Here is a 16,472-nt window from a genome sequence, read left to right as displayed (position 1 = left end):
CGATCGGTCGCGCGTCGCGGCAACGCGTTCAATCCGACCGGGGCGCTCGATCATGCATGGCACCTACAACCTGCTGCTTGTCCTGCTGTCGCTCGTCATCGCGACGCTGGCCTCCTACACGGCGCTCGACCTGGCCGCGTTCATTTCGCTGCTCGACAACCCGACGCTCAAGCGCGCGTGGCTGGCCGGCGGCGCGGCCGCGATGGGCACCGGAATCTGGTCGATGCATTTCGTCGGCATGCTGGCGCTGTCGCTGCCGATCCCGCTCGGCTATGCGCTGCCGGATACCGGCGCGTCGCTGGCGATCGCGGTGCTCGTGTCGTATTTCGCGCTGAACGTCGTCACGCGCGCGCGGTTGAGCCGTCGGCGCCTGCTGGCGGGCGGCATGCTGATGGGCGCGGGAATCGTCGGAATGCATTACACGGGCATGGCCGCGATGCGCATGGCGCCGGGCATCCGCTACGATCCCGCGCTGTTCGCGGCGTCGATCGGCGTCGCGGTGATCGCATCGACCGTCGCGCTCTGGATGGCGCAGACGTTGCGCGCGCAACAGGCGCGCCATGCGACCGCGCAACGCATCGGCGCCGCGCTGATCATGGGCATCGCCATCACGGGCATGCACTACACCGCGATGGCGGCCGCGCATTTCGCACCGGATGCGCGCTGCGGCGCCGCGAACGGCATCGATGCGCCGTGGCTCGCGACGACCATCGCACTGTTCACGATGGCGACGCTGATCGTCACGCTGCTCGTCTGCCGCTTCGATGCGCGCACGACTTTTCTGCGCGGCATGACAGACACGCTCGAACGGCTGGTGCGATTGCGGACCGCGGAACTCGAAACGGCGTTGCGGCGCTACGAGCAGACGACGGCGATGCTGCAGAGGACTCGCGAGAACATGGCGACCGAGATCGACGAGCGCCGGGCGGCGCAGAGTCGGCTCGAACAGGAGAAGGACGAACAGCGGCGCCTGCTGCGGGCGCTCGAGGAAACCCACGTGCAGTTGCTGCAATCGGAAAAACTCGCGTCGATCGGCCAGCTCGCGGCCGGCGTCGCGCACGAGATCAACAATCCGATCGGCTTCATCAGCGCGAACCTCAATACGCTCAGGACGTGGGTGCGAAGCCTGCTCGACGTGATCGCCGCGCATGACGCCGCGCTCACGCAGCTGGAACCGGCGACGCGCGATGCGCTGACGGCGATGCGCGGCGAGGCCGATCTGGACTACGTGCGCGACGAGATCGTGACGCTGATCGACGAATCGATCGACGGCGCGGTGCGGGTGCGGCGCATCGTGCAGGACCTGCGCGATTTCTCGCGGCCGGGCAGCGGCGAATGGAGCGTGGTGGATATCCACGCGGGCCTCGAGAGCACGCTCAACGTCGTACACAACGAACTCAAGTACAAGGCCGACATCGTCCGTGAGTACGGCGACGTGCCGCAGGTCGAATGTCTTCCGTCGCAGTTGAACCAGGTATTCATGAACCTGCTCGTCAACGCGGCACATGCGATTGCGGTGCGCGGCGTGATCACGATCCGCACGTCGAGCGACGGCGAACAGGTGTCGATCGCGATCAGCGATACGGGCACCGGCATGACGCCCGACGTCGTTCGGCGGATCTTCGATCCGTTCTTCACGACGAAGCCGGTCGGGCAGGGCACGGGGCTGGGGCTGTCGGTGTCGCACGGCATCGTCGAGCGCCATCGCGGGGCGATCGACGTGACGAGCGAGCCGGGGCGCGGCACGACGTTCTGCGTTCGACTGCCGATCCGGCGCGCGGAAGGCAGCGCGGATGCGGCGGCGGCAGCCGAGCAACGGGCATAAGCGACAGGTGACGCGTCGTTACCGCACCCGCTTGCGCCGCCGCCTGCGAAAGAAATTCCAGAACATTGCGGTTGCGTCCGGCCCTGTCGCGGAGTGGAACGCTTCGCGCGGATCGCCGCCGCTCCACGCGTGCGCCAGGCGGCGGACGATGCAGACCCGGACGATCAGCCGGCCGCCGCGGAGATAGTCGGTGTAATCGGCATCGTCATGCGCATAGGTATGTTGCTCGCCGACACGCAGTTCACCCTGTTCGTCGACGAGCCGATTGATCCGCGCGAACGCGACGCCGAGCTGCCGCGCATTTTGTTCGGCGACGACCGTATCGAGTCCGCCATGCATGACGAGCGCGGGCATGCCCGGATAAACATCCACGTCGACGCAGGCGTCGACGACGCTGATCGGATCGTCGCGCAGGCCGCGGCGCATCAGGCTCATCGCGGCCATCGTCGACAATGGCGGCGCGATCGCCGGACCGGAGTGCAGGCCGACGGCCGCGAACAGTTCGGGAGACTCGATCGCCAGCCGTGCCGCCAGTCCCGCGCCGGCCGACATCCCGGCCAGGTAGACCCGGTCGCGGTCGAACCCGCGCGTCCGCACGATCGCGTCGACCAGTGACGCGATCGCCGGAGCCTCCGACTGCGACGCATCGCCATGCCAGTTCCAGCAGCGATGCGAATGGGCTGTTTTCGCCTGTTCGGGAAACAGCACGGCAAACCCGGCGCGCTCGGCGATGCGACAGATGCGCGTGCCCGCGGCGAACGACTCGGCCGACTGCTTGCAGCCGTGCAGCATCACGACGACGGGCATGCCGTCACTCGCCGCCGAAGCGGCGGGCAGGTACAGCGCGTAGGCGAGATGGTTGACGAGGCGGCCGGCGGCAGGGCGCGCGGAATGAAACGAGCGCAGCCACGTGCCGGGTGCCTGATATGGTGATGTCCGCGCGGGCGCCGCCGGCGCGCGCACGTGACGCGTGGTTCGGGCGGTGGCCGCGCGCTGGGTGGACGGCGCCGGTTTGGTCGTCTTCCTTTTGGGGCGCGTAGTCGCCGCGGCGGAAAGCAGATCGAATGGCCGCAGCCAGAGGCTGGATTTTTTCCTGGGCATGGACGGATCTCGTGCCGGCAGCTCGCGCGACAGCATGCGGCGAGCCTGGCCGCTGGATGGACGGCGAATGCGGGCGGCAGCGCACAATGCGTGCCGCGGCACGGCCGATACGGGGAGCGACTGACCGACGGAACACCACGCCGCGCGACATCGATCCGGCGGCGTCCCGATTCTGGCCGGCCACGCACCATCCTAACAGGCGTCGCTCGCCTCGGGTGCGATGGTTGCGTGACCAATCGGTGAATGCTTTGACCCCACTTCCGACGGACGTCGATGGCGTGCGCCCGGATGTCGACGCTTCACCGATACGTCCACAACCGGTGGATCACGAACATCGTCGGCGGGATCAGCAGCGCGATCGCTACGATTGCCCAACCGCGAGGCACGTCGAGCAGTTCGGCGGTGCGCGCGAGCAGCATCGTTTCGGCGAAGCCGGCGAGCGCGGCGGTCAGATAGCGCAGCAGGTTGCGCGAATGCACGGTCGACGAGAAGCTCCACAGCGTATTCGCGAGATACGAGAAGACCGTCGCGCAGACGAACGCGACGGCGTTGGCGATCACCTGAGTCGCATCGAACAGCGCGTACATCGCGGATGCGATCAGCACGTGCAGCGCGGTCGAGCCGAGCCCGGACAGGCCGAAGCGCGCCAGCCGCACGCGCTCGGCATAAAGCAGCTGGAACATCGCTACCTCCGCGCTTCAGCGTTCACCCACCCGCACGCGGGCCGGCTGCGCGCGGCGGCGTGCGTTCGGGCGCCGCGCATCGCGCGCGACCGGCAGTTCGATCACCTTGGCGTGCGTCTGGTAGCGACGGCGAATCAGATAGACGGGGCGTTGCTTCGACTCGTCGTAGATGCGTCCGATGTACTCGCCGACCACGCCGATGCCGACGAGCTCGATCCCGCCGATGAACAGCGTCACCGACAGCAGCGACGGATAGCCGAGCACCGGGTTGCCGAACAGCAGCGTGCGGCCCACGATGAACGCGCCGTACAGGAATGCGAGCGCGGCGATACCGAGGCCGATGTAGGTCCAGCTGCGCAGCGGCACCGTGCTGAAGCTTGTGATTCCCTCGAGCGCGAAGTTCCACAGCTTCCAGCCGGAGAACTTCGAGTGCCCGGCGCTGCGCGCTTCGCGCTGATACTCGATGATCACGGTCTGGTAGCCGACCCACGCGAACAGCCCCTTCATGAAGCGATGACGCTCGGGCAGGCTGCGCAGCGCGTTCACGACCTTGCGGTCCATCAGCCGGAAGTCGCCGACGTTCTCCGGCAGCTTCACGTCCGACAGCAGGTTGTGCACGCGGTAGTAGATCGCGGCGGCGGTACGCTTCGAGAACGAATCGCATGCGCGGTTGCTGCGCTTCGCGGCGACGACTTCCGCACCGTTGCGCCAGTGCTCGAGCATCACCGGAATCAGGGTCGGCGGATCCTGCAGGTCAGCGTCGAGCGGAATCACCGCGTCGCCGCCCGCTTCGTCGAGGCCGGCCGTCAGCGCCGCTTCCTTGCCGAAGTTGCGGGTGAGATCGATGACGCGCACGCGGCGGTCGGTCATGCTGACCCGGATCAGGCGTTCGAGCGTGTCGTCGCGGCTACCGTCGTTCACGCAGACGATCTCGAAGCGGATCGCATCGAGACCAGCCATCAGCGGAATCACGACGTCGAAGAAGCGTTCGACGGCTTCGCCTTCGTTGTAGAACGGTACGACCAGCGAGACGAGCGGTGTGTAGAGTGGTTCGCGCATGATGAGTTCCCTCGTAAGGCGTGCGTGTCAGCGGCCGGCACCGAAGGCGGGGCGGCCGGCGCGGCGCAGTCCGTGCGCCGGGCGGTGGTGTGAGCGGACCGGATGCGGGAAGCCGGTCTCGGTCGAGTTGTCGTGTGTGTCGGGCATCGACGGCACGTCGTGTCGTTCTTGTGCAATCCGGCTGACGAGCAGCGCCAGCGACGCCAGCGTGACGAGCGGCATGAACTGGAACGACAGATGCGTGACGATCGCGAGGCCGGCGAGCGGCGTCGCCCACATCAGCATCAGCCATTCGCGATCGAAGCGTCGCCAGCCGTGCGTCCACGCATAGCGCGCATACCACGCGATCACGAGCCCGTACCAGGTCAGGTCGTAGTCATACAGGTACGGGCTGACGATCAGGCATGCGCAGGCGAGCGTGGCGGCGCGCAGCGCGTACGAGCACGCGCCGCGCCACGCGTACACGACGGCGATCGCGGCGGCCGCGGCCGACAGCAGTTGCAGGCCACGCGCGACAGAGGCGGGCCAGCCGGCGAGGGTGGCGAGCGCGAACACGGTCGGCATGCGCGCGAGCTTGACGTGGCCCGCGTTGACCGTCTGATACGCGTCGTTGATGCCGTGCATGAATGCGATCCACGACTCGATCCCGAACGCAAGCGTCGTCAGTACGACGCCAACGGCGATCGTCGCGGCCCATGCGGCCAGTGCGCGCCATTGTCCGGCGCAAAGCAGCGCGAGCGGGAACAGGACCGCCATCTGCGGCTTCATCGTCAGCAAACCGAAGCAGATGCCGGCGATAACGGGGCGGCGATTCAGCGTCAACAGTCCCAAGCCCGCGAGTGTCGCGGTAAGCAGGCTCGTCTGCCCGACGATCACCGTGAGGAACGCGCCGGGGAACGCGAGCGCGCAGAGCAACGCGGCATCGCGCTGCACGGTTGCGCGGATCGTCACCGCGAACAGCGTGTAGGTAACACCGATCCACAGCACCAGCGCGAGCAGGTACGGCATCCAGCCGAGCGGCAGCACCAACAGCAGCATGGTCGGCGGATAAAGCCACGGCAGCGAGCCGTCCGCGGCGTTCATCATCGGGATCGCGAGCTTCTCGATCGAGAAGAGCGAGGAGAACTGCCATGCGTCCACCGCATGGCCGAGCGCGGCGAGCCTTGCGGCGCTCCAGATCGGCGCGAGATCCTGCGCGAGCGGTTCGGGCACGGACGTATGCGACCCATGCACGCGTGCGAGATAGACGCAGATGAACAGCAACTCGGTGAACAGTACCGCTGCCGCATAGAGGCGCACCCGATCACGATTGAGCCAATGCGGGAACCGTCGCGGGCCGGCGATCGGCAGTTCCGGATGGGCGTCGATGGGTGAATCGACATGCAGAAGGGAGAGCGGCGATTTCATTGCGCATTCCGCGACGCGAGGGTCGAGCGACGCACGACGACGAACAGGACGGCGAGCAGCACGACCGGGCCGATCTGCGGCAGTCTCGTGATACGGTTGAACACCTCGAATATCGGCAGCAGCCACGCGAGCACGATCACGATCTGATCTCCCGGCAGCCAGCCTTCGTCGAGACCGTGGGCGATCAGGCAGAAGACCGCGATGCCGAGCCAGGCCAGCTCGTAATGCCACAGATAGGGCGTCGACAACAGCGTGGCGACCGCCAACGCCGCGCCGCGCAGCCGCATGTCGTCCGTGCGACGCCAGACTTGAACGGCGGCGGCGATTGCGAGCAGCCCCACGGCGGCTTGCGCGGCGAGCGAGGCCGGAATCGATGCACCCGCGAGGCGCAGCGCCGCGAATGGCGTCGGCGAAACGAACCAGTAGGCAGGCAGCGTGAAATGCATGCCGCGCACGATCGACATCGCATGGGCCAGGCCGGTCAGTGAGCCCGTGCCGGTCAGCGCAATGCCGGCCACCGCGAACAGCGTGGTCGTGATCGCTGCCGACATGAAGGTTCGCCACGAGCGCGTCGCGATCAGCACGAACGGAAACACCAGCGCCATCTGCGGCTTGATGGCGAGCAACCCGATCAGCATGCCGGCGACGACCGGGCGTCGGCCGAGGAAATGCAGAGCGAGTGCGGCGATGCCGGCGGTCAGAATGCTGTTCTGCCCGTACAGGACGCACGCGAACACGCCCGAATAGGCGAGCACGGCGAGCGCGGCGGCGCGCGGAACGGGCAGGTGCGCACGCAGGCCCGACAGACGCAGGACGGCATACGCATAGCATAAAAGGCTGCCCGCAAAAAAGAGGAAATACGCGGGCAGGAAAGGCACGAGGGCAACCGGCGCGATGAACAGCAGCATCGTCGGCGGATAGAGCCAGGGCAGCGATTGGTGACCGATATAGGAACCGAACCGCGCTACCTCGGCATGGGAGAAGAAGACCGGATCATAGGTCGCTGCGGCATGGCCTTGCAGCACGAGCTGCGACGCGGTCCAGAAGACGGATAAGTCGACACCCGGTCGCGCAGTCGTCTGTGACGTGAAGTTGTCCGTAACGATGCCCCAGGTGATCAGAAAAGCGACGCACAGCAGCAGCATGACGCAGCTGTATGGAACGATCCGGTCAGCTGTCAGCCATTGAGCACAGCGTTTGGCGCGATAGCGCACTCCACGATTGGCTGTGTACATGATGCCCCGTTTGCGGTGAAGGCTGCCTGGTCTTGCGCAGCCTTTTTGTGTTGTCGTGTGTCCGGATCGAATCGCGTTCGATGGCGCTGTCCGGTGAGTGCATTGTTGGAGAAAAAATCGCGTGACGCAAACCGCGGGCTAAATCGCGAAATGGCTATTCGACCGCGACATGGCTGAAATGCGGGTTTTGACGTCTGATAAATCCGTACCGGCGCAAAAGATGTTTCTCGCATGAAACATTTCGTGTTTTTTACCGGTTCGGCGGTGTGTGGAATGCGCGTCGGGCGACGGGCGACCCGGATTCGGGAAAATCCCGAGAAAATTTTTTGGGGCCCTTGCACAGCACGGCGGCGCCCTGCCGGCACGCGGCGCCGGCCTGCACGCGTATATCAAATCTGAAACATTTTGTGCAGCGCGCCGAAACCCGCTCGATGGATGAATCGACGAAACCCTTGCTGCGCCTCGTTTTCCCTCCGGCTGGCCTGCTCTTTGCGATAAGGTCCGCACGACAGTCGACGACGTGATGAACGACCGGTTGAAGCAACAGGCTGACAAGACCGGACTAAATCACCTGCGGAAATCAACGGATCGAGGGCGCGTCGGGGAATACGCAGCCCAGACCTTGGAAACCGCCGGAAACGTCGACCGGGCGAATAGGCGACGGCATCGTCCGCGCAAAAAGAATCACATGACAGCATTTGGGGAATAAAAATGAAAGACCAGAGCACATCGCGGCTTGCATGCCGCGAAGAAAACCCGCAGTCGCATCGGCGCGTTAGCGTCATCCGTTCAATCCGTATTCATGCCCGGGACGGTTATTTCGCCGTTCTGCTCGATCGCGCCATTCGCCAGATCGCAGCGCGCATGCATATCGCACGCATCAGCTCACCGACGATCGTTCGCCAGGCCAGGCTCGTACCCTGCCGTGTGCGTCGCTGAGCACAGCATCCGAATCCTTGTGTTGTTCACGTAGTACCCGCTCCCCGCGTCGATCCCCGACAACGGGATTTCAATAGTAGTGCAAAAGGAGATTAGCCATGTCCACGTTCATCAAGAAGATCCGCGGTTTCGTTCAAGACGAACAAGGCGTGACGGCCATCGAATACGGCCTGATTGCCGCACTTATTGCAGTCGGCCTCGTTGCAGCGCTGACGTTGGTCGGAAACGACCTCAAGACCGTCTTCAACACGATTGCAGACGATCTCAACGCGGCGATCTGAATGGCGGGGCGGCGAACGGCGGGTCCGGCCCGTTCGTCGCCATCCCGTCACTCGTGCAGGGCCGGACACTCAACCAACAGATGTCGAACGGAGCGAACGGCGGATGACTCGGCCGGTGCACTGCGCGAGTCTCCCCGCTCTCTCGATCAACTGAATCGGAGGCTGTCATGCGGACCAGCGGAAGTGCGGTAGCGATATCGCGATGGATCGGCGACGAGCAGGGAGTGACGTCGATCGAGTACGCGCTGATCGCGGCAGTGTTCGCCACCATCGTGCTGGGAAGCGTGGTTACCCTGAAAGGTTCGGTTCAAGACGCGTACAACATGATCGCGGCGATCGTGACCGCGGCGGTCAATACCGCACTGGGTCAGTGATCCCGACCATTACAGCCAATCGAGGTTCGCCATGTTGCCTGCCGCACTGCCTTACCCGGTCCCGTTGTGCGTGACGGTGCTCGTCGTCGTCGCGGCCAGCACGGACATCACGAGCCGACGCATCCCGAACCGGCTCGTCGCGATCGGGCTGGCCGGCGCGCTGATCGCCCAGTGCGCGCTGCACGGAGTCCAGGCGGGCGCACTTGCCTGGCTTGCCGGCGCGGCGACAGGCTTCGGCATGCTGCTGCCGTTCTATCTGATGCGCGGGATGGCTGCAGGCGACGTGAAGCTGATGCTGGCGATCGGCGCATGGGTCGGCGCACAGATGGCGTTCTACATCGTGCTGGCCACGTTTCTGGCCGGCGGGATCGGCGCGATCGGCTTGGTGCTGCTGCGCGGGCGCATGCGCCAGATGTGCGCGAACGTCCGGGCGCTCATCGCGCATCGCTCGATCCGCGCGTATGCAGGGGCAACCGACGGCCCCATCGAAGTTGCGTCGGTCGGCGCGTTGCCGTATGGCGTGGCAATTGCCGCCGGCACGCTGGGCACGCTGTTCGCTTCGTGCGTCTAGCGCGACGAACCCGCAACGAGGATGAAACGCACATGAACACGATCCCCACCGAACCGAAGCGCGACGCGCAGGTTGCACACCTGCCGCTCCCGTCGCCGTTGCGGGAGGCGCATGCGAAGCCGCGCACGCAGTTGCCTGCCGCGCCGCGCTCGCTCGAGGAAACCGGACTGAGCCAGGCGTTCGTCGCAGGGCTCGTTCTGAAGTCGACGCTGGTGCTCGGCCGTCCGTCCTACGGCGACCTGATCGAGCGCCACTGCCTGCCGCTCGCGGTGCTCGACGACGTCTTCGCGTTCCTGGTGCGCGAGCATCTGGTCGAACTTACCCATCGCGGCAAGACGGATCTCGACGTGACGTTCCGCCTGACCGACGCGGGCCGCGTGGCCGCACTCGAAGAGTGTGCGCGCAGCACTTACAGCGGGCCCGCGCCGGTGACGCTCGACGCGTATCTCGACTGCGTGTCCACCCATTCGGTGCGCAAGCTGCACGTGGCTCAGAACGACGTGTGGGCCGTATTCGAAGGCATCGTGATGGACACGTCGGTACTCGACTCGGCGGCCGCCGCGCTGAACTCCGGCCGTCCGCTGCTGATCTACGGCCCCGCCGGCAGCGGCAAGACCTTCCTCGCCGAGCGGCTCGGCGCGTTGATGGGTGGCCACGTACCGGTGCCGTATGCGATCCATGCGGCCGGGGAAGTGATCCAGATCTACGATCCGCTCGTGCATGTCGACGCGCCGTCGCAAACGGAGGGCCAGTCGGTCGATCGCCGCTGGCGTCTGTGCGAGCGGCCGGTCGTGATGTCCGGCGGCGAGCTGACGCTTGACGAACTCGACCTGCGCCGCGATGACGCGGCGGGCTTCTACCAGGCGCCGCCGCACATGAAGGCGAACATGGGCATGTACATCATCGACGATCTCGGCCGCCAGCGTGTCGAGCCGCGCGACCTGCTCAACCGCTGGCTGCGACCGCTCGATCGCGGCGTCGATTTCCTGACGCTCGAATCCGGCAATCGATTCGTGCTGCCGTTCGATGTCTGGCCGGTGTTCTCGAGCAACCTGGCGCCGGAACAGTTCGCCGACGACGCATTCCTGCGCCGGCTCGGTTCCAAGCTTCACGTCGGCGCGCTGTCGATCGACCACTACCGCGCGGTGTTCGACGCCGCATGCGAGTCGCTCGGACTGGTGTCGACGCAGGACGCCTTCGACTATCTGCTGCACCGGCTGCACCTGCCGACCGGCAAGGCATATCTCGCATGCTTCCCGATGGATCTGCTGCGCCTCGTCGCCGCCGGCGCGCGGTATCGCGGCGATCCGCTCGAGGTGACGCACGACGCGCTGCACGACGCATGGGCCAGTTATTTCGGCACCGCGCCCGAGCGCGACGGCGGATATCTGCCGCCTGCCGAGCACGGCGGTCACACGTACATAACCGGTTGAGCCGTTTCTTTCACGATTCGTTGAGGAGCATTGCCATGAAAAACAGTCGAGCGCTCATGATGCTGATCGTCGCGATGGTCGCGGGCCTTGCCGCGGTCGTGTTCGCGTCCCGCTGGTTGATGAATACGTCCAACAGCTCAGTGACGTCGGTCGCGGTGGCGACCACCGACCTGAACCTGGGCGAGCCGCTCGGGCCGAACCAGGTCCGCATGGTGAGCTGGCCGTCGGGCAGCGTGCCGACCGGCGCGTTCACCGACACGAAGGAACTCGAAGGGCGCGTCGTGCGCACGAGCCTCGCGCGCGGCGAACCGGTGATCGAGTCGAAACTCGCGCCGGTCGGCACGAAGGGCGGGCTGTCCGCCGTGATCGCCGACGGCAGCCGTGCGATCACCGTGCGGGTGAACGACGTGGTGGGCGTCGCGGGCTTCGCGCTGCCGGGCAACTACGTCGACGTGATCGTCAACACGCAGGAACAGCAGGGCAAGACCGACGGGCAGAGTATCTCCAAGATCGTGCTCGAGCACATCCTGGTGCTGGCCGTCGCGCAGCAGGTCAGCCGGGACGACACCGCACCGAAGGTCGTCAACGCGGTGACGCTCGAAGTCACGCCCGATCAGGCCGAACGCCTCGACCTCGCGCGCAGCGTCGGCACGCTGTCGCTCGTGCTGCGCAACCAGGTCGACCAGAAGACGCTGGCTACCGATGGCGCGACCAAGCTGACGCTGCTCGGCAAGGCGCCGGTACCCGACGCGCCGCCCGCACCGGTACACGAACGCGTACGGACCGTGCGCGTGCACGTTGCGTCGCACGCGGCACCGGACGCACGGCACGATTGCGTAGGTGTGCTGACCGGGGTACGGGGCAGCGTCGAATGCTTCTGAAGCCGAAGAACACACATCCAGATAAACAGATTAACCAGATCGGCCGCCGTCAGGGCACGGCGGCCTTGGAAGCAGACAACCGGCCGCTCGCCGGTCACTCGGGGGATCAGACGAAATGAAGATCAATCCGCAACATTCAGGTACCGGCCCGGTGCACACGCGCATCGCACGGGGCACGATGATGGCCGCGATCCTGTGTACGGGGTGGCTGACGGTGTACAGCGCGCTGGCCCAGGAAGGCGCTGAATCGGCTGCGCTGGTGAAGGGCGGCGCGAGCGCGCCGGCTGCCGTCGCCAAGGGGCCGATGCAGATGACGATCAGCATGGCGCCGGCGCCTGCCGCCGCGCCTGCCGCATCGGCCGGCCCGCTGCGCGGACCGAATTGCGTGGGCGCGGTGAGCGAGTCGACCAGCGTCAGCGTGCCGCTCGGCAAGTCGCTGCTGGTGCCGATGCCGGAGCCGGTCCGCAACCGGACCATCGGCAACCCGGCCGTCGCGCAGGCGACGATGGTGTCGCCGCAGACGCTGTACATCCTCGGGCTGTCGGTCGGCACGACCAACATGATCGTGCAGGGTCGCAGCGGTGCATGCCGCGTGATCGACGTGGCGGTCGGCGCGGACGCCGGCGGCCTGCAAGCGTCGCTGATGCAACTGATGCCGAACGAGCGCGACATTCACGTATCGACCGCCGCCGGCACGATCGTGCTGGCCGGTACCGTGTCGAACTCGCTGGCCGCGCAGCAGGCGGTGCAGATTGCTCATGCGTACGGCGACAGCGCCGGTGACGGCGGCGGCAAGGGCGCCGGCGTGCTGAACATGCTGGCCGTCACGTCGCCGCAGCAGGTGATGCTCGAGGTGAAGGTCGCCGAAGTGTCGAAGACGCTGATCAACCAGATGGGCAGCGCATTCAACATCCAGGGCGGATTCGGCTCGTGGAGCGGCGCGCTCGTCAGCAACCTGCTCGCGGGTGTCGCGAGCGGCGCAGTCTTCAACAAGGCGAACAACAAGCCGTTCAGCATCGCGGCCGATGCGCAGAACACCGACAACCTCGTCAAGATCCTCGCGGAGCCGAACCTCGTGACGATCAGCGGCCAGGAGGCGACATTCCTTGCCGGCGGCAAGATCTTCATCCCGGTGCCGCAGAGCAGTGGGTCGGGCGTGTCGACGATCACGCTGCAGGAAGAGGAGTTCGGCGTCGCGCTGAAGTTCACGCCGACGGTGCTCGGCAACGGCCGGATCAGCCTGAAGGTCGCGCCAGAAGTGTCGGAACTGTCGCAGACGGGCGTCACGCTGACCGCGAGCAACATCGGCGGGACGTCGATCCTGCCGCTGATTACGACACGGCGTGCATCGACGACGGTCCAGATGGGCGACGGCGAATCGTTCGCGATCGGCGGGCTGATCAAGGACAACGCGAGCGGCGCGCTGAAGGCGATTCCCGGTGTCGGCGAGGTGCCGGTGCTCGGCGCGCTGTTCCGCAGCACGTCGTTCCAGCAGGACCGCACCGAGCTGATCTTCGTGATCACGCCGCACCTCGTGAGGCCGCTGCAGACTGCCGACGTGCCGCTGCCGACCGACAGCTTCTCGAAGCCCAACGAAGCCGACGTGTATGCGACCGGCAACATGGAAGGGCGCAAGGGTGTCCGCAAGGCGGGCGCGCAACCGGCGAATGGCGCGATGGATGCACCGCAGACGCCGGCGCCTGCTCCCGCGCCGCAATCGTCTGCACCGGCTGCCGCGCTGCCCGCACCGCGTGCGCCGCAGCCCGCCGACGCACCGGCGACGGTGCCGGCGGAGGCTGAGAAGCCGGCGGCTGCAGCGCCAGGGGCGGCAGGGGCGGTGAACGCCGAGCCGGCGCAGCCGCAACCGCAGCCGCAACCGCAGGCCGATGAGGCCAGCGCGGCACGGATCGCGCGCATCGAAGCCGCTGCCGCGCGTCTCGCGGCGGCTGGCTCCGACACGCCGGCCAAACCCGCGCCGCGTCCGAAGAACAGTCTGCCGGCCGCCGCCCACGCGCAGATCGCGCGGGCGAATGCGGAACCCGCGTCCACCGATCGTTGAAGCCATCCAAGGGGAAGCTCATGAAATCCGCCTACCTCGTATTCGTGCGCCGTGCGGCGCTCGCCGTCCCGCTCGCGTTCGCGCTTGCCGGCTGCATGTCGTCGACGCCGGTGTGGGACAGTCGCTTCGGCGACTCGGTCCGCGCCGTCACGCAAGCCCAGATCATCGATCCGCATGCCGCCGAACACACGGCCTCGCGCCCGGGGGTCGACGGCAGCGCCGCCGCGTCCGCGCTCGACAACTACGACAAGTCGTTCAAGCAGCCCGAGCCGAAAGCCAATGCATTCGTGATCGGCATCGGCAAGGCGTCGGGGCAATAGCACAGGCACGCTCAGGGAGAACGCCATGTCCAGCGCAGCTCGTCATCCGAAACTCACGCGTCGAGGCTTGCATCGCCAGCAAGGCGCCGTCGCGATCATCGTCGGCCTCGCGCTGGCGGTGATGATCGGGTTCGTCGGTCTCGCGCTGGACCTCGGCAAGCTGTACGTCACGCGCAGCGAACTTCAGAACAGCGCCGACTCATGCGCGCTGTCCGCTGCGCGCGACCTCACGTCGGCCATCAGCCTGCAGGTGGCGGAAGCGGACGGCATCGCCGCCGGCCACTCGAATTTCGCCTTCTTTCAGCAGAACGCGGTGCAGATGCAGACGGATTCGAACGTCACGTTCAGCGATTCGCTGACCAATTCGTTCGTGACGAAGACGGCAGTCGCCACGCCGTCGAACATCAAGTACGTGAAGTGCACGGCGCAGCTGACCAACATCGCGCACTGGTTCATCGAGGTGCTCAACACGATTCCCGGTGTGCAGGTCGCGAACGCGGCGCAGGTCTCGGCGAGCGCGATTGCGACGGTGGGCGCCGGGCAGACCACCTGTGCGATCCCGGTGTTCGTGTGCCGCGCGGCGGCCGCCGCGCCGTACAAGGTCGGTGACTGGATCTCGTCGCCTTCCGGCTCGTCGTCGACGTACGGGCCGGGCAACTTCGGCTGGGCGGCGCTCGACGGCTCGACGAACGAGCCGACCATCGCCAGCGAACTGTCCGGCAATACCTGCAACATCACGTCGCCGCCCACCCTGGGTTCGACGGGCCTGAAGGCCGCGTCGCTGCGCGCCTGGAATACCCGCTTCGGCATTTACACGAACGGCGCCAACGGCTCGAGCGGCCAGCCGGACTTCACCGGCTACGCGTACGTCGGCCCCAACTACGGGCCGCCGGGGACCGCGGGCATCGTCGGCGACGCGTACACGCAGTTCGTGCTCGATCGCGCAAGCTTCAAGTCCTACCAGGGCGACGGCACGCCGCCGACCGGCAGCGGCATCGCGACCAAAGGGACCGCCACGGCAAGCAACTATCAGACGTTCGGCGGCGACCGCCGGGTCGCGCTTGCCCCCGAGGGCGACTGCTCGACGCTGAAGGGGGCAAGCAACCAGTTGACCGTCACGCAGTGGGACTGCGTGCTGATGCTCGATCCGCTGCCGTTCAGCCCGGGCGCCGGCGGGGTCGTCGCGCATCTCGAATACCTCGGCTCGGCGTCATCCGGCAGCACGCCTTGCGCGACGCACGGTTTGCCCGGCAGCGGCAGCTCGGTCGGCCTCAAAGTGCCGATGCTCGTTCAATAGTGGAGACGCGATCATGAAAAGGCTCCCGATTCGCCGGTCGCGCATGCGCGGTGTCGCCGCGGTCGAATTCGCGCTCGTGCTGATGCCGATGATCGTGCTCGCGACCGGTGTGGCCGAGTTCGGCCGCGCGATCTATCAGTACGAGACCCTCACCAAGGCGACGCGCGACGCGGCGCGCTACCTGTCGGTCTATCTGCCGGCCGACAGCGCGTATCCGCTCGCGGCGGCGCAGTGCCTGGTCGTCTACGGCAACACGACCTGCGGGTCCGCCGGCACCGAGCTGGTGCCGGGGCTCACGACATCGATGGTGATCGTGTGCGACGCCGCGCATTCGACCGATTGCGCCGACGCGTCCGATCCGCCGCAGTTCGCGAACCTGCCGACCTACGATGCGACCAACAACGCGGCAAGCGGCACGGCGACCGGCAGCATCAACGTCGTCGAGGTGAAGGTGAAGGGCTATCAGTACCAGCCGATTCCGGCCTACCCGGGGCTGTCGTCGATCACCTTCGGCAACATCGTCACCGTGATGAGGCAAGTGTCATGAACCCGCGCTCCTGTCTGCCGTCGCGTCGCCGCGCACAACGCGGCGCGACGATCGTCGAATTCGCGCTGATCGCATCGATCCTGATGATGCTGCTGATCGGCGTCTTCGAATTCGGGCGCGTGCTGTTTTACTGGAACACGGCGGCCGAGGCCATCCGGCTCGGCGCACGCACGGCGATCGTCTGCGACGTGAACGCCGCCGGCGTCGTGAAGCGCGTGAAGTCGCTGATGCCGATGCTGTCGAGCGCGAACGTGTCGGTGAGCTACACGCCGTCGGGCTGCGACGTGAGCTCCTGCTCGTTCGTGACCGTCAGCATGACCAACGTCACGGTCAAGACGATGATTCCGCTCGCGAGCGTCTCGATCACGATGCCGCCGTTCACCACGACGCTGTCGCGCGAAAGCCTGAATTCATCCACGGGCGGCACCGCCTGTCAATAATCGAACCGACGAGGCACGGC

General features: G+C 66.5%; 17 protein-coding genes. 12 read left to right on the top strand and 5 right to left on the bottom strand.

What is annotated here, in order from left to right:
* The first annotated feature begins 52 nt into the window (after positions 1-52).
* Positions 53-1,825, top strand: coding sequence for a histidine kinase (locus WS75_RS07635; protein WP_059679935.1), 1,773 nt, complete (start codon positions 53-55; stop codon positions 1,823-1,825).
* 18 nt (positions 1,826-1,843) lie between these two features.
* On the opposite strand, the gene WS75_RS07630 is transcribed toward WS75_RS07635, so the two are convergent.
* From WS75_RS07630 to WS75_RS07610, 5 genes are all read right to left on the bottom strand, one after another.
* Complete coding sequence (locus WS75_RS07630) at positions 1,844-2,926, bottom strand: extracellular catalytic domain type 1 short-chain-length polyhydroxyalkanoate depolymerase (RefSeq protein WP_059679977.1); 1,083 nt, start codon at positions 2,924-2,926, stop codon at positions 1,844-1,846.
* 299 nt (positions 2,927-3,225) lie between these two features.
* On the bottom strand, positions 3,226-3,609 hold the full coding sequence (locus WS75_RS07625; protein ID WP_059679934.1) for a GtrA family protein: 384 nt from the start codon (positions 3,607-3,609) through the stop codon (positions 3,226-3,228).
* A 15-nt stretch (positions 3,610-3,624) separates the two neighbouring features.
* The gene (locus WS75_RS07620) at positions 3,625-4,668 is read right to left on the bottom strand and encodes a glycosyltransferase family 2 protein (RefSeq protein WP_059679933.1); all 1,044 of its coding nucleotides are present in this window, start codon (positions 4,666-4,668) and stop codon (positions 3,625-3,627) included.
* Positions 4,669-4,695: 27 nt separating this feature from the next.
* Complete coding sequence (locus tag WS75_RS07615) at positions 4,696-6,075, bottom strand: glycosyltransferase family 87 protein (protein WP_059679932.1); 1,380 nt, start codon at positions 6,073-6,075, stop codon at positions 4,696-4,698.
* On the bottom strand, positions 6,072-7,310 hold the full coding sequence (locus WS75_RS07610; protein ID WP_059679931.1) for a glycosyltransferase family 87 protein: 1,239 nt from the start codon (positions 7,308-7,310) through the stop codon (positions 6,072-6,074). The genes WS75_RS07615 and WS75_RS07610 overlap by 4 nt, the downstream gene beginning before the upstream one ends.
* A gap of 711 nt (positions 7,311-8,021) precedes the next feature.
* On the opposite strand from WS75_RS07610, the gene WS75_RS33395 reads away from it, so the two are divergent.
* The 11 genes from WS75_RS33395 to WS75_RS07560 all read left to right on the top strand — a co-directional run bounded on the left by WS75_RS33395 (position 8,022) and on the right by WS75_RS07560 (position 16,452).
* Positions 8,022-8,249 (top strand): hypothetical protein, encoded by a 228-nt coding sequence (locus tag WS75_RS33395; RefSeq protein ID WP_156429734.1) that lies wholly within the window; start codon positions 8,022-8,024, stop codon positions 8,247-8,249.
* Between the two features lie 98 nt (positions 8,250-8,347).
* Positions 8,348-8,530: a Flp family type IVb pilin gene (locus tag WS75_RS07605; protein WP_059679930.1), complete on the top strand. Its 183-nt coding sequence runs from the start codon at positions 8,348-8,350 to the stop codon at positions 8,528-8,530.
* A gap of 167 nt (positions 8,531-8,697) precedes the next feature.
* On the top strand, positions 8,698-8,904 hold the full coding sequence (locus WS75_RS07600) for a Flp family type IVb pilin (protein WP_059679929.1): 207 nt from the start codon (positions 8,698-8,700) through the stop codon (positions 8,902-8,904).
* A 31-nt stretch (positions 8,905-8,935) separates the two neighbouring features.
* On the top strand, positions 8,936-9,475 hold the full coding sequence (locus WS75_RS07595) for an A24 family peptidase (protein WP_059679928.1): 540 nt from the start codon (positions 8,936-8,938) through the stop codon (positions 9,473-9,475).
* 32 nt (positions 9,476-9,507) lie between these two features.
* Positions 9,508-10,908, top strand: a complete 1,401-nt coding sequence (locus tag WS75_RS07590) for an ATP-binding protein (RefSeq protein ID WP_059679927.1) — start codon at positions 9,508-9,510, stop codon at positions 10,906-10,908.
* Between the two features lie 35 nt (positions 10,909-10,943).
* Positions 10,944-11,789: a Flp pilus assembly protein CpaB gene (cpaB, locus tag WS75_RS07585; RefSeq protein WP_059679926.1), complete on the top strand. Its 846-nt coding sequence runs from the start codon at positions 10,944-10,946 to the stop codon at positions 11,787-11,789.
* A 115-nt stretch (positions 11,790-11,904) separates the two neighbouring features.
* The gene (locus WS75_RS07580) at positions 11,905-13,848 is read left to right on the top strand and encodes a type II and III secretion system protein family protein (protein ID WP_059679925.1); all 1,944 of its coding nucleotides are present in this window, start codon (positions 11,905-11,907) and stop codon (positions 13,846-13,848) included.
* A 20-nt stretch (positions 13,849-13,868) separates the two neighbouring features.
* Entirely contained in the window at positions 13,869-14,168 is a 300-nt protein-coding gene (locus tag WS75_RS07575) for a hypothetical protein (RefSeq protein WP_059679924.1), read from the top strand.
* Between the two features lie 25 nt (positions 14,169-14,193).
* On the top strand, positions 14,194-15,465 hold the full coding sequence (locus WS75_RS07570) for a pilus assembly protein TadG-related protein (RefSeq protein ID WP_059679923.1): 1,272 nt from the start codon (positions 14,194-14,196) through the stop codon (positions 15,463-15,465).
* Positions 15,466-15,478: 13 nt separating this feature from the next.
* Positions 15,479-16,012, top strand: coding sequence for a TadE/TadG family type IV pilus assembly protein (locus WS75_RS07565; protein ID WP_059679922.1), 534 nt, complete (start codon positions 15,479-15,481; stop codon positions 16,010-16,012).
* Positions 16,009-16,452 carry a TadE/TadG family type IV pilus assembly protein gene (locus WS75_RS07560; RefSeq protein ID WP_059679921.1) on the top strand — a complete coding sequence of 148 codons (444 nt, stop codon included), beginning with the start codon at positions 16,009-16,011 and terminating at the stop codon, positions 16,450-16,452. The genes WS75_RS07565 and WS75_RS07560 overlap by 4 nt, the downstream gene beginning before the upstream one ends.
* Positions 16,453-16,472: the final 20 nt, after the last annotated feature.

This window comes from Burkholderia sp. FL-7-2-10-S1-D7 (assembly GCF_001524185.1).
Taxonomy (GTDB): Bacteria; Pseudomonadota; Gammaproteobacteria; order Burkholderiales; family Burkholderiaceae; genus Burkholderia; species Burkholderia diffusa.
The sequence above is the reverse complement of the archived record's forward strand: the minus strand, read 5'-3'. Positions and strand labels throughout refer to the sequence as shown.